Source organism: Bacillus sp. 16GRE42, assembly GCF_019837435.1.
Classification (GTDB): Bacteria; Bacillota; Bacilli; order Bacillales; family Bacillaceae_G; genus Bacillus_A; species Bacillus_A wiedmannii.
Genome location: NZ_JADAXF010000001.1, coordinates 2031144 through 2044030 on the forward strand (window position 1 = coordinate 2031144; position 12887 = coordinate 2044030).

The window sequence follows — 12887 nt, forward strand, 5'->3', positions numbered from 1 at the left end:
TTCTTATTTATTTCATCCGGTTATGTAAAAATAATGACCTTAACTTCTTCCGTCCTCTCGATAGACGGTTGTATATAAAAGAAGTTTTCACTCCCATTTTCTCTGCAATATTTTCTACACTATCTTCTTCCACGTAATGCTTCATAAAGATTTCTTTATCATTCTTCTTTAAATGATCTAATATATGTTGCATATCATTACTAATTTCATTTTTAGTCGTATCGGTATGCATCGCTATTTCAACTATTTGATCTAACCCTTTTTCATTTACTGTTTTCGCATATTTCCTCGCATAATCGATAGATTTATATTTTGTAATAGCTGCAATCCAGTTTTTTAAAGTATTTTTCTCCTCATCATACTTTTCAATATGATTCCAAATTGCCAATAACACATCATCCATACATTCCTCTTGTACATCTTGAAACGGAGCTAAATGCTTCTGAATAATACTTTTTATAAGTCCACCGTACTGGTCGATAATAAAGTATAATGCTTTTTCATTCCTTTTCCTTAGCTGCATTGCAACGTTCTCTTCTGTAATCTTCATATGCCCCCTCCTCTCTAACGTTCTCTATATCTATTAATTCGTATCATCACTTCTCATTTCTATCAATTTATACATATTCATTAATAATATCCAAAATAAACCTCATGTAGTAAAATATAACTGATTACACAGAAGGAGACTATATATATTGAGCTTACTTTGGGTTGTTTATATGCCACTTCTTGTTTTATGCGGATTTTTCGGTGGTATTTTTTAATTGTTACTAGCATGAAACATCGTAAATTATTTGTTGGTTTAATGGGGCTACTTAGCTTCTCCTTTGTCACACTACCTTTTGTTTTTTTGGGCATGGGAGTGGATAGCAATGCAATCCTCCCTATTTCAACTACTTTATATTGGATACTATTTTCTTTAACTGGATTATTAGCAGGGGGAAGTGGAGTCCAAGCCAAAATTAAAAGTATACGTAATATGGGATTCATTATTTTTACCGCTGGAATATTAGGGGTTATTTTCTGGGTACTCGTGTCTGTAGGTGATTCATTCTATATATAATATTTTTTAGAAACCCATAAATCGGAGGTAATACAGGAGTGTTCGGAATATTAACTTGGATGATTTTAGCTCTTACTTTGATGTTATGCGAGCTCATCGTCGGCATTTTTTTAATTATTGCTGGCATGAAACACCGTAAATTACTTACTCTTATCGCAGGTTTAATTAGCATATTACTTATCGTTGTTCCTATCATTTGTATAGGTTCTGGAATAGATTTAGAGGGGATGGTTCCAATTTCGGGAACTTTATATTGGTGTTTCTTCTCTTTAGCTGGACTATTAGCTATTATAAGTGGAAGACAAATATCAAGTATTCGTGCTATGGGGACAATTTTGTTTATAACAGGGCTGTGCTCCGTAACTGGTTATCATTTTTTATATCTCACTCTTTAACAAGACAAAAAGCAGGGAAATTAATTCCCTGCTTTTCTATTTGGTTTATTGCCTGACGGTAAGAAGAACGATAACACCCAAGCAATACCAGCTAATATTGTCGCAATTAAGAAGGCATCGTTAATACCGTTAATTGCAGATAGCTTTGAAATTTGTCCAAATAATAGTTGCGTGCTCATCGCATCTCCTGCTTGCGCTGATCCGGCAATCGCTGCTAAACTTTGGCCCATACCGTGTACTTTATCAACTAAAATTGGGTTTGACGTTGTTAACATGTTGCCGTAATCTGCTACGTGAGCAGTCGTTTGCTGCGTCATAAGTGTAATTAATATCGCTGTTCCAATTGAACCAGCTACTTGTCTTGACGTATTTTGCGTTGCTGTACCGTGAGAAATTAATTTCATCGGCAGTGCGTTCATACCTGCTGTCATAATTGGCATCATAATGAATGACATACCAATTGAACGTATAATATAATCCGTCATAATAACGCTATACGGTGTATCCATCGATAACGTTGTGAATTCATATGTCGCAAACGTTGTAATGGCTAAACCGACAATTGCTAACGGACGAATACCATACTTATCAAATAGTTTACCTGCAATAGGTCCCATGATCCCCATAATTAATGATCCTGGAAGTAGTAATAAACCTGATTCTATCGGTGTGAAACCGCGAATGTTTTGCAGATATACTGGAAGCAATAACATACCTCCGAATAATGCCATCGTAACAATTGCATTAATTACTAAAGTAAAAGTAAATACTGGGTATTTAAACACTTGTAAATCAAGCATTTTATTGTCCGTTGTTAGCTCTCTCCAAATAAATACCGCAATACCTACTACACCAATGATAAGTGAAATAACAACCTCTGCACTAGTCCAGCTATTATTTCCTGCTTCACTAAATCCATACAATAAGCTACCTAGTCCAATACTTGAACTAACAACACCGAATACATCTAACTTCGTTTTAGATACCGGCTGAGCTAGTGTAAAGAATTTTAAAGATAGGAACGTAATAATTAAACCAATTACAAACATTCCGTAGAACATTAAGTTCCAGCTATAGTTTTCAATCACCCAACCTGTTACAGTTGGTCCAATAGCTGGTGCTAAAATCATCGCTACACCTAGTAATCCCATCGCTGCTCCGCGCTTATGAGGCGGGAATAATGTCATGAAAATATTCATACCAACCGGCATTAAAATACCTGCACCCACCGCCTGAATAACGCGGCCCGTCATCATCATTGTAAAGTTTCCTGAAATAGCACAAATGATAGATCCTACCGTGAAGAATAACATTGCCGCTACGAATAATTTACGATACGTAAATCGTGAAACTAAAAAGGCACTAATCGGTACTAAAATACCATTTACAAGCATGAAACCTGTAATTAACCATTGTGCTGTTGAAGTTGATACGTTAAATTCATTCATTAATGGAGGCAATGCAACATTAATAATTGTTTGGTTTAAAATAGAAACGAACATGCCGAGAATTAATACAGCTACAACTGCTTTTACGTTCACATTTTCTACAGGCGTAGACATTTGTTTTTTTGGCACTTCTTTTTCTTGTTTTACTTCTTCTTGCTTTCCTGTTTCTAACTCAACTACATTAGAAATTTCTGCTTCTTGCTTTCGTTCAATTTCTTTCTCTTCTGTTTCTACCTTACTTACTTCTATTTTATTTACGGCTGGGACTTGTTCTTCTCCCACATTCGTTTTTTTCTTTCGTAAAAGACGATTTACAAGGAAGAAGACGATTATACAAAATAGTGCATATCCTGCAATTGCAATTGAGGACATCTCATCTCCCCCTTACTTATGAATACGAACTGACACATTCATTCCAGGAACAATATTTACTGATTTACTATGATCTAAAGAAATTTTAACTGGTACTACTTGTGTTACTTTCGTATAGTTCGCTGTTGCGTTGCTTGATGGTAACATAGAGAATGTATTCGCTGTTGTTAATCCAACTTGCTCTACTTTTCCTGATAACGTTGTATCTGGGTATGCATCTACATACACATCTACATCTTGACCTTTTTGTACATCGTCAACATCTGTTTCTTCAATGTTTGCTGTTACCCATAAATTGTTCATATCAAATGCGTAAGCAATTGGGCTACCTGCTCCAACGAAAGCATTTGTCGTCGCGTTTGATTGTACAACTGTTGCATTTTGCGGAATTGTTACGTCTACTGTTTGTTCTCCATTTGCTGCCGCTACAGTAACAGCACCTAATTTGTCATTCTCGTTGTAGTTCTTTCCTACTTCAGCTTTCCAGTCAGTTAATTTACCTGCTACTGGTGATGCAATTGGAATTACTTTTCCATCAATTTTTGCATTTTCTGTTTTTAAATAATTTTCCGCTTGATTGTAATAGTAATAACCGCCAATACCGCCGCCAACTAGTACAATTAATGTGATAATGTTAATAATCACCATTCTTCGAAACTGATTCATTGCATTCCTCTCCTTATATCGCATATAATTTTTTTCTAAACTATTTACGTCCTTATTGTTTAGACTGTTTAATTGTTAATTATATTAACTTTTAAACAAAAAAATCACACCATCTGCGGTGTAAATCGAAATTTATCTACCTGCGAGCGGTGCTGATTTCTGAAGGACTATCGTTTATAATTATAAATAATTATTTTGAATCTACAACCGACAATTTACGTATGAAATGTCGCTTAAACAACAATATAATACCTATATGTTGTTTAAGTATAAAAAATTAAACGAGGGGAAGTAAAAATGTCTATTAAAAATACAAATGATCCACGTGTAAAGCGGACGAGACAACTCATACAGGATGCTTTTGTCGCTTTAGTAGGCGAAAAAGGATTTGATGATGTAACTGTTCAACATATTGCAGAACGTGCTCCCGTAAATCGTGCTACGTTTTATAGCCATTACCATGATAAATATGACCTATTAGACAAAAGCATCGAAGAAATGTTAGAGAAATTAACAGAAGTTATTAAGCCGAAAAATAGAAATAAAGAAGAGTTTCAACTTACATTTGATTCACCACATCCGACATTTTTGGCTTTGTTCGAACATATCGCAGAAAATGTGAACTTCTATAACGTTATGCTTGGTGATAAAGCCGCTGGAAACTACTCTTATAAAATGATGAAAACAATACAAACACATTTAACATTAAGCTTGTCTATTTCACAGCCAGATGATAAAGATCTTATGGTTCCTCGTGATATTTTAATTAGTTATGTGACAGGAGCTCATATCGGGATGATTATGTCATGGTTAAAAAGAGGGATGATTTATACCCCGCATTTTATGGCCATGCAATTAACTCGTTTAATTATTTTAGGAGCTCATACTGCTGCAGGATTAGAACGACCTTTTTAAAACATAAAAAAGCGAAGGAGAACCTCCTTCGCTTTTTCTATTAATTAAATGTAATGTTATGTACAGCCTCTTTATCAAGACGTTTGATAACTTCTACAATTAACTTCACTGCATTTTCATAGTCATCACGGTGTAACATTGCCGCATGAGAATGAATGTAGCGCGTTGCAATCGTAATTGCCATAGACGGAATACCATTTACAGCAATATGAATTGCACCTGCATCCGTTCCACCGCCCGCTACTGAATCATATTGATACGGGATTTGTAATTCGTCAGCAACATCAACTACAAAGTCACGTAAACCTGTATGTCCAATAACAGAAGCATCATATAAAATGATCTGTGGTCCATCACCCATTTTACTTTGCGCTTCTTTTGCCGTTACACCTGGTGTGTCACCAGCGATACCAACATCTACTGCGAATGCGATATCTGGTTTAATATAGTTCGCAGATGTTTTCGCACCACGAAGACCAACTTCTTCTTGTACAGTCCCTACGCCGTATACAACGTTTGGATGCTTTTCATCTTTTAATTGTTTTAATACGTCAATTGCAATTGCACAACCAATTCGGTTATCCCATGCTTTTGCAAGTAACATTTTTTCATTTTTCATCACTTGGAATTCAAAGTAAGGTACAACTTGATCTCCTGGTCGTACGCCCCACTCCATTGCCTCCTCTTGGCTAGAAGCACCAATATCGATGAACATGTCTTTAATTTCAACTGGTTTTTTACGCGCTTCTGGAGATAAGATGTGCGGTGGTTTTGAACCAATTACACCTGTTACATCTCCTTTACGTGTTACAATTGTCACGCGCTGCGCAAGCATAACTTGTGACCACCAGCCACCAACTGTTTGGAAACGAAGGAAACCTTTGTCATCAATTTGCGTAATCATAAAGCCGACTTCATCTAAATGACCTGCAACCATAATTTTCGGGCCGTTTTCTTCCCCTACTTTTTTCGCAACTAAGCTTCCTAAATTATCAGTAGAAAGTTCGTCCGCAAACGGCTCAATATATTTCTTCATTACTTCACGTGGTTCACGCTCGTTACCCGCAATACCACGAGCATCTGTTAATTCTTTTAGCATTGTCAATGTCGCGTCTAATTTTGTCATTGCCAACACCCTCCTTTTTCTTCAGTCACTTCATTATACAAAAGGAAATTGAAATATTCAAAAATTAAATCAGTATCCTTGTGTTTGACGCTGATGATTTACTTCATTTTTATCTAAATATGCCTTTTCAATCTCTTCTTGCTCAAACTCTAGCGCTTGTCCAAGTCGAAGATAGCTTGTAAATAATTCAATATAGTTCGTAATAGATGGTTGATCTGTAAAACGAATTACTTTCGCATATGTGTCTAAGAAAATTTCTACTTGTGTTTTATTCGTTTGTGCACATTTATAGAATAGGAAGTTTTTATCAATACCTAAATCAATTCCGATTGATAAGATAAAATGCAATCCATCTACGTATTCTTCTAATATTACTTCACGTTCTGATGCTGGTTTGTTGCTCCAATATTTAAAACAACGTGTTTCATTTGCAAGTTCTCCAATTTCTACAAGAAGAGCTAACATTTTTTCTTTTAACAACTTTTTCGGTTGTAAATCATGCTCTTTCACAATACGGTCATCTAATTCTTTTTGTAATTTAAATAGTTGTAGTAAGTCCATTCTATTGTCCTCCTCCAACATCGCATTTTACGCAACAATGTTGTTTCATCTCAAAGTTCATTATTATTTTTCGTTTCTTATTAATAAGTCAGCCATTTACCTCTTTACAAAATAGCTTGTCCTTAATTTACAAATACGTTTCAATCATCACTATTAGATTGGTCACTCCGATTGGTGATAGTTAATCATTATCCGGGGATTGTCCACTGATAAAAAATTTATTTTATCTGATGAAAGTTCCATATCATCTTTCCATTATAGCAGTGTCGTTTCAGGTAGGAAAGATACTCTTCTTTCCAAAGGGGGATAATTGAAAAAAGCCAGGAGAATTCTCCTGGCTTCATATATATATTCTTCTATATCGCTATAGCTTTTATATTGATTTTGTCATATCGATAACGACATACTTCTCTTTGCATACAAATAAAAAAACCTTAGAAGAAAAATCTTCTAAGGTTTCAACTAATTAATTAGTTAATGTTGTTTTTTGCAACTGTTGCTAATTCAGCGAAAGCTTTTTCGTCATGAACAGCTAAGTCAGCAAGCATCTTGCGGTTAACTTCGATGCCAGCATTTTTAAGACCGTGCATTAAGCGGCTGTAAGAAAGACCATTCATACGAGCTGCTGCGTTGATACGTGTAATCCATAATTTACGGAAGTCACGTTTCTTTTGACGACGGTCACGGAATGCATACATTAGAGATTTCATAACCTGTTGGTTAGCAACCTTGAATAATGTACTCTTAGAACCGTAGTAACCTTTTGCTAATTTTATAACTTTTTTACGACGTTGACGAGTAACTGTACCACCTTTTACTCTTGGCATAATATTACCTCCTAATTGTTCTATATATCAGCCGAACTTATTTTAAGTTGTCAAGCATTTGACGAATGCGTTTGAAGTCACCAGCGCTTACTACACCAGCTTTACGTAGTTTACGTTTAGCTTTTGTAGATTTGTTAGCGAATAAATGGCTTGTGTAAGCGTGAGAACGTTTCAGTTTACCTGATCCAGTCTTTTTGAAACGCTTTGCAGAGCCGCGATGAGTTTTTTGTTTAGGCATAGGTATTTCCTCCTCTATCTATTACTTATCGTTTTTCGGTGCTAAAACTAAGAACATACTACGTCCTTCCATTTTAGGCTTAGATTCAATTGTACTAACTTCAGCACAAGCTTCTGAGAAGCGATCTAAAACACGTTGACCGATTTCTTTATGAGTAATGGCACGTCCTTTAAAGCGAATTGACGCTTTAACCTTGTCGCCTTTCTCTAAAAACTTGATAGCATTACGAAGTTTTGTGTTAAAGTCATGTTCATCAATTGTTGGACTTAAACGAACTTCTTTCATGCTAATTACTTTTTGATTTTTGCGCTGTTCTTTTTCTTTCTTCTGTTGCTCAAAGCGGAATTTACCGTAGTCCATAATGCGGCATACTGGCGGTTTCGCATTTGGAGCAACTAATACTAAATCAAGATTAAGATTTGCAGCTAAGTCTAAAGCGTCATTACGAGACTTGATTCCAAGTTGATCGCCATTTGCACCAACTAAACGTACTTCACGTGCACGAATTTGCTCGTTAATCATCATATCCTTGCTAATAGTAAGCCACCTCCAAGGTTTTTTCAGAACATCTTTTGTAGTCATAGAACCCGACAAAAAAAGTGCGGGCATACGACACCCACACTTGTAAATCCTTAAGTAAGAAATACATTTACCTGTAAACTGCGAATGCGTCCATCAGGTGAGAAGCGGGTGCTTCTACTTGTTCCACAAAACAATATTCTATTATCCTTGATGAGTTTATCATAGGACATGACGTCTGTCAAGAAGACGCGATGTGTTTTACTAACAACAAGAAATATTGTAACAAACAACTAACATACTTGCAATACTTTTTTATGATAAGTATAGTTTGGTTATTTTTTCTAGTTTTTCTTTTTTATAATACATACGAAAGCCGCGGTATACCGCGGCTCTGTCTTATCGTTTTCCTTCTACTTTAATCATATCAACAAAAGCATCTAATGCAATTGTTTCTGATTTTTGTTCACCATATTTACGTACGTTTACGCCGTTTTCAGTTACTTCATTGTCACCTACTACAAGCATGTACGGAATTTTTTGCATTTGTGCTTCACGGATTTTGTAACCAATTTTCTCTTCGCGAGTATCTAATTCAACACGGATACCAGCACGTCGTAATTCATCCTGTACTTTCTTCGCATAGTCTAAATGTACTTGCGGAGAAACTGGAATTACTTGCGCTTGAACTGGAGCTAACCAAGTTGGGAATGCACCTTTGTATTCTTCAATTAAGAAGGCTACGAAACGTTCCATAGTTGATACAACACCACGGTGAATTACAACTGGACGATGTTGTTTACCGTCTTCACCAACGTAAGATAATTCAAAGCGTTCTGGAAGTAAGAAGTCTAATTGTACAGTTGAAAGTGTTTCATCTTTTCCAAGAGCAGTACGAACTTGAACGTCAAGTTTTGGACCGTAGAATGCCGCTTCACCTTCAGCTTCATAGTAATCAAGACCCATTTCATCCATAGCTTCTTTTAACATACCTTGTGCTTTTTCCCACATCTCATCATCAGCATAGTACTTTTTAGTATCAGCTGGGTCACGATAAGATAGACGGAATGAATAGTTCTCTAAACCGAAATCTTTGTACACTTCTAGAGTTAAGTTTACAACACGTTTTAACTCTTCTTTAATTTGATCTGGGCGAACGAAAATGTGCGCATCATTTAAAGTCATTCCACGTACACGTTGTAATCCAGATAATGCTCCAGACATTTCATAGCGGTGCATTGTTCCAAGTTCCGCAATACGGATTGGTAATTCACGGTAGCTGTGAATATCATTTTTATAAACCATCATGTGGTGAGGGCAGTTCATCGGACGAAGTACTAACTCTTCATTATCCATTTCCATTGATGGGAACATACCATCACGGTAGTGATTCCAGTGACCAGAAGTTTCATAAAGCTCTCTGCTTCCTAGTACTGGAGTGTATACGTGATCATAGCCTAAGCTTGCTTCTTTATCAACGATGTAACGCTCGATAATGCGGCGGATAGTTGCACCTTTTGGTAACCAAAGTGGTAAACCTTGTCCTACTTTTTGGCTATTAGTAAATAGTTTTAATTCTTTACCTAATTTACGGTGATCGCGCTCTTTCGCTTCTTCAAGCATACGTAAGTGCTCATCTAATTCTGCTTTCTTAACGAATGCAGTACCGTAAATACGTTGTAGCATTTTATTATTGCTATCGCCGCGCCAGTAAGCACCCGCAACGCTTAATAATTTAAATACTTTAATTTTCCCTGTAGATGGAAGGTGAACACCACGGCAAAGGTCGAAGAATTCGCCTTGTTCATAGATTGAAATAACTGCATCTTCTGGAAGATCGTTAATTAAATCTAATTTTAACTCATCGCCGATTTCTTCAAAGCGACGAAGTGCTTCTGCACGTGGTACTTCATGACGAACGATTTCTAAGTTTTCGTTCGCGATTTTTTGCATTTCTTTTTCGATTTTCTTGAAGTCTTCAACTGTAATTGCTTCTTCCATATCAATATCGTAGTAGAAGCCATTTTCAATTACTGGACCAATACCAAGCTCAAGCTTAGCATCTTTATATAAACGTTTTAACGCTTGTGCTAATAGGTGGGCTGTTGAATGGCGTAAAATATATAAGCCATCTTCAGAATCTAATGTAATAATAGAAACTGCACCATCTTCTTCGATTGGTGTAACAAGATCGATCATCTCATCGTTTAATTTTCCAGCCACAGCTTTTTTCTTTAAGCCTGGGCTAATAGAAGCTGCGATTTCTTCAGTTGTTACGCCTTTTGGAAACTCCTTCACAGCTCCATCAGGGAAAGTAATTTTAACTACATCTGCCATCACTGGTCACTCCTCTTTTTTTTCAAAATAAAAAACACTCATCCCGTAAAAAGGGACGAGTGTTGAATTCGTGGTTCCACCCTTGTTCCAATTAACATTATTGTTAATTGCTCAAGTTCAACATAACGGTGTTGTCCGTTAGCAATTACTAGAAAAAAACGTTCACTGCTAAAGTTTAGAGGTGGTAAGTAATAATCCCGTACTAGGAAGCTCACACCCTAAGGCTTCCCTCTCTGAAAATCGTAGAAAACTACTCATGTCCTCATCATGACATTTCAATATATTTCATTTATGTAGGTAATTATATGCTCAAAAACTTAGAAAATCAAGGGCGTTACCTTTATTTTTTAAATTTTTCACATTGCGCTCAAACTCATGTAATCCATGTAATTGGACCCGTTCTTGAAATACATTTCGCAAAGTAATAATCATATTATGGTCTTGTTCTTTCGTATATAAATAAATTTTTTTCGGCGAAATAGAAAGAAGTGGTGCAATTACTTTCGTATCAATATATACATCCTTTTGCTTTAATAATTCCTCATCTATATATTGGACCAATTTCTCCTGTTTTAAACGTCTACCTTTATCGTCATAGAAAATAAAGCTTTCATCAAAAATAAGATGCACACAGGACAAACGTGATTTTCGGCTACGTACTTGTTGCCTTAGCGTCTCAATAAACATTTGATATTCTTGTTCCAACTTATACTCATCAATCGACACTTCAGCAAGCTTAGCTACCATTTCCCTATATGTACGAAGGCGAAAACGAACATATGATGAAAACGAGAACGAAAGAGGATCACAAAGCCAGTTATTTAAAGAAGATTTAATATATGATTCAAATGTGTGACGTGTTAATTCTCGAGCAATCTCTTTTCTTCTTCCCTTTAAAATCTCTTGTGCCATATGCAATATTTGATGACACTCTTCCTCTTCTTCATAAAAAAACTTCTCTTTTAAGATTGTATAAATCCACTCATTTTGCTTTACATTCACAATGAAATATACCATTACTGGCAATAAAATCTTTTCAATATAATTCGATTCACATACTGGTATGTGAATCACCACTTTTTGTTCCTGTAAATACACACTCGTTTCCTTATATAACAGTTCCGCTCTTTTCAATAGTTGTCTATATACATGCATAGCATCATTTTTTTCTTCGAAGCAAATTTCAATCACTTTTGTCCCCCCTTTTATCCCTGCTCTAAAGGATTGTATCTATACGTTACAAATCCTATAAGAGTCCGTCCCGTGGAAGTTCACTCTTAGTAGAATTACATTTCCTATCGTTAGAAAATCCACTCAATATGGCTTGCTAATTTTATATATATTAAGGGAGGGAGAAAAAAATGATACAAGCTACAATGAATTTTCTATAAGAAGTTTTTCGTTTTGCAATTCACCTAGTCTGAAAAGTGTTCAAAACAAAAAAGAGCAAGCTTTTCAGCTTACTCTTTACTTATGACGTCGGTTTTTTCCGCCAATCGGAATTGGCTTCGCTAAATATTTAATTCGTTCCATAATACGTGCTGCTTTCATTTGTTCTGCTTCACCACGCTGTGTATACGTTAAATGATGTTCCAATTCCTTGAAATCAAAGTTAGACGTAAAGAACGTCGGTAAGTTTTCTAACATACGGAATTGCAAAATTGCACCAAGCACATCGTCACGCACAAAGCTTGACATCGCTTCTGCTCCGATATCATCTAGCATTAAAACTTGTACGCGTTTCACCGCATCAATCTTTTCCCCAATCGAATTATCTTGAATCGAACTTTTAATTTCACGTAAAAATTCAGGGAAGTATACGAGCATCGAACTTATTTTCTTTTGAGCAAGCTCATTCGCCATTGCTCCTAACAAATACGTTTTCCCTACACCAAATTTACCGTACAAATATAAACCTTGTACTTTTTTACCAGGTTCATATGTACTTAAAAATTCATTGGCTGCACCAATTGCATCAATACGCGCATCTAAATCTGAAGGATCTAAGTTTTCCATCGTTGCCTGTAAAATGTCAGTTGGCATATATACACTTTGAACGAGTTTTTCATATTTCTTTCTCTCGTCATATGCTACTTTTCTAACGCAACGATCGTATTGAATATCAATCATCTTCCCTTGGATAACGAGCTTTGGCTCATATCCTTGCAGCATGTTTTTACACGAACCTAGATCCGGACAATCTGCGCAACCTACACTTTGTCCAATATATTCGTATAACTTCACAAGGCTGCGCTCAATCATAGAAGTTGTTACTTCACCTTGATGTTCGTCTATAAATTCTTTCACACGCGGATGTGCCATTACTTCCGCCTTTAATACTTCATATCTATTTTTAAAATTTTTATTTTCCATTAACTTTGCAAATGAATTTTGAATATGCTCCATTTTCTCACCTC

13 protein-coding genes, 1 pseudogene and 2 other annotated features are annotated in these 12887 nt (G+C 35.9%); of the genes and pseudogenes, 3 read left to right on the forward strand and 11 right to left on the reverse strand.

From position 1 onward, the window contains the following. Positions 1–7 precede the first annotated feature (7 nt). On the reverse strand, positions 8–550 hold the full coding sequence (locus ILS93_RS10545) for a sigma-70 family RNA polymerase sigma factor (protein WP_222660425.1): 543 nt from the start codon (positions 548–550) through the stop codon (positions 8–10). A 145-nt stretch (positions 551–695) separates the two neighbouring features. Between ILS93_RS10545 and ILS93_RS10550 the strand changes: the two are divergent. Continuing rightward, positions 696–1066, forward strand: a pseudogene (locus ILS93_RS10550) (DNA-binding protein). A 38-nt stretch (positions 1067–1104) separates the two neighbouring features. Next, complete coding sequence (locus ILS93_RS10555; RefSeq protein WP_064474619.1) at positions 1105–1461, forward strand: hypothetical protein; 357 nt, start codon at positions 1105–1107, stop codon at positions 1459–1461. 20 nt (positions 1462–1481) lie between these two features. On the opposite strand, the gene ILS93_RS10560 is transcribed toward ILS93_RS10555, so the two are convergent. Further along, positions 1482–3281, reverse strand: coding sequence for a DHA2 family efflux MFS transporter permease subunit (locus tag ILS93_RS10560; RefSeq protein ID WP_000094767.1), 1800 nt, complete (start codon positions 3279–3281; stop codon positions 1482–1484). Positions 3282–3293: 12 nt separating this feature from the next. Further along, on the reverse strand, positions 3294–3947 hold the full coding sequence (locus ILS93_RS10565) for an HlyD family secretion protein (RefSeq protein WP_001071413.1): 654 nt from the start codon (positions 3945–3947) through the stop codon (positions 3294–3296). A 297-nt stretch (positions 3948–4244) separates the two neighbouring features. Here ILS93_RS10565 and ILS93_RS10570 point away from each other — a divergent pair, with 297 nt between their 5' ends. Further along, a complete protein-coding gene (locus tag ILS93_RS10570; protein WP_000023655.1) occupies positions 4245–4862 on the forward strand; it encodes a TetR/AcrR family transcriptional regulator in 618 nt (205 codons plus the stop codon). A 40-nt stretch (positions 4863–4902) separates the two neighbouring features. Here the strand turns inward: ILS93_RS10570 and ILS93_RS10575 are convergent, their stop codons facing one another. From ILS93_RS10575 to dnaI, 8 genes are all read right to left on the reverse strand, one after another. Further along, positions 4903–5988 (reverse strand): M42 family metallopeptidase, encoded by a 1086-nt coding sequence (locus ILS93_RS10575; protein ID WP_064474618.1) that lies wholly within the window; start codon positions 5986–5988, stop codon positions 4903–4905. Positions 5989–6057: 69 nt separating this feature from the next. Further along, entirely contained in the window at positions 6058–6549 is a 492-nt protein-coding gene (locus ILS93_RS10580) for a dUTP diphosphatase (RefSeq protein ID WP_000365057.1), read from the reverse strand. A gap of 470 nt (positions 6550–7019) precedes the next feature. Further along, a complete protein-coding gene (gene rplT, locus ILS93_RS10585) occupies positions 7020–7376 on the reverse strand; it encodes a 50S ribosomal protein L20 (protein WP_001138364.1) in 357 nt (118 codons plus the stop codon). A gap of 37 nt (positions 7377–7413) precedes the next feature. After that, the gene (rpmI, locus tag ILS93_RS10590) at positions 7414–7614 is read right to left on the reverse strand and encodes a 50S ribosomal protein L35 (RefSeq protein ID WP_001125946.1); all 201 of its coding nucleotides are present in this window, start codon (positions 7612–7614) and stop codon (positions 7414–7416) included. Between the two features lie 21 nt (positions 7615–7635). Continuing rightward, positions 7636–8139: a translation initiation factor IF-3 gene (infC, locus tag ILS93_RS10595; protein ID WP_000973214.1), complete on the reverse strand. Its 504-nt coding sequence runs from the start codon at positions 8137–8139 to the stop codon at positions 7636–7638. 62 nt (positions 8140–8201) lie between these two features. Continuing rightward, positions 8202–8322 (reverse strand) — a sequence feature (ribosomal protein L20 leader region). A 210-nt stretch (positions 8323–8532) separates the two neighbouring features. Next, positions 8533–10470 (reverse strand): threonine--tRNA ligase, encoded by a 1938-nt coding sequence (thrS, locus tag ILS93_RS10600; protein WP_222660427.1) that lies wholly within the window; start codon positions 10468–10470, stop codon positions 8533–8535. Positions 10471–10518: 48 nt separating this feature from the next. Beyond that, positions 10519–10748 (reverse strand) — a binding site (T-box leader). 31 nt (positions 10749–10779) lie between these two features. Beyond that, the gene (gene ytxC, locus ILS93_RS10605; protein WP_048562147.1) at positions 10780–11661 is read right to left on the reverse strand and encodes a putative sporulation protein YtxC; all 882 of its coding nucleotides are present in this window, start codon (positions 11659–11661) and stop codon (positions 10780–10782) included. A 276-nt stretch (positions 11662–11937) separates the two neighbouring features. Next, positions 11938–12876, reverse strand: a complete 939-nt coding sequence (dnaI, locus tag ILS93_RS10610; RefSeq protein WP_000400114.1) for a primosomal protein DnaI — start codon at positions 12874–12876, stop codon at positions 11938–11940. Positions 12877–12887: the final 11 nt, after the last annotated feature.

Coding starts and splice junctions, on each gene's coding strand:
- infC (WP_000973214.1), bottom strand. CDS start 8,139: ATGATGATTAACGAGCAAATTCGTGCACGTGAAGTACGTTTAGTTGGT.
- ILS93_RS10570 (WP_000023655.1), top strand. CDS start 4,245: ATGTCTATTAAAAATACAAATGATCCACGTGTAAAGCGGACGAGACAA.
- thrS (WP_222660427.1), bottom strand. CDS start 10,470: ATGGCAGATGTAGTTAAAATTACTTTCCCTGATGGAGCTGTGAAGGAG.
- ILS93_RS10575 (WP_064474618.1), bottom strand. CDS start 5,988: ATGACAAAATTAGACGCGACATTGACAATGCTAAAAGAATTAACAGAT.
- ILS93_RS10560 (WP_000094767.1), bottom strand. CDS start 3,281: ATGTCCTCAATTGCAATTGCAGGATATGCACTATTTTGTATAATCGTC.
- ILS93_RS10565 (WP_001071413.1), bottom strand. CDS start 3,947: ATGAATCAGTTTCGAAGAATGGTGATTATTAACATTATCACATTAATT.
- ILS93_RS10545 (WP_222660425.1), bottom strand. CDS start 550: ATGAAGATTACAGAAGAGAACGTTGCAATGCAGCTAAGGAAAAGGAAT.
- rpmI (WP_001125946.1), bottom strand. CDS start 7,614: ATGCCTAAACAAAAAACTCATCGCGGCTCTGCAAAGCGTTTCAAAAAG.
- ILS93_RS10580 (WP_000365057.1), bottom strand. CDS start 6,549: ATGGACTTACTACAACTATTTAAATTACAAAAAGAATTAGATGACCGT.
- rplT (WP_001138364.1), bottom strand. CDS start 7,376: ATGCCAAGAGTAAAAGGTGGTACAGTTACTCGTCAACGTCGTAAAAAA.
- dnaI (WP_000400114.1), bottom strand. CDS start 12,876: ATGGAGCATATTCAAAATTCATTTGCAAAGTTAATGGAAAATAAAAAT.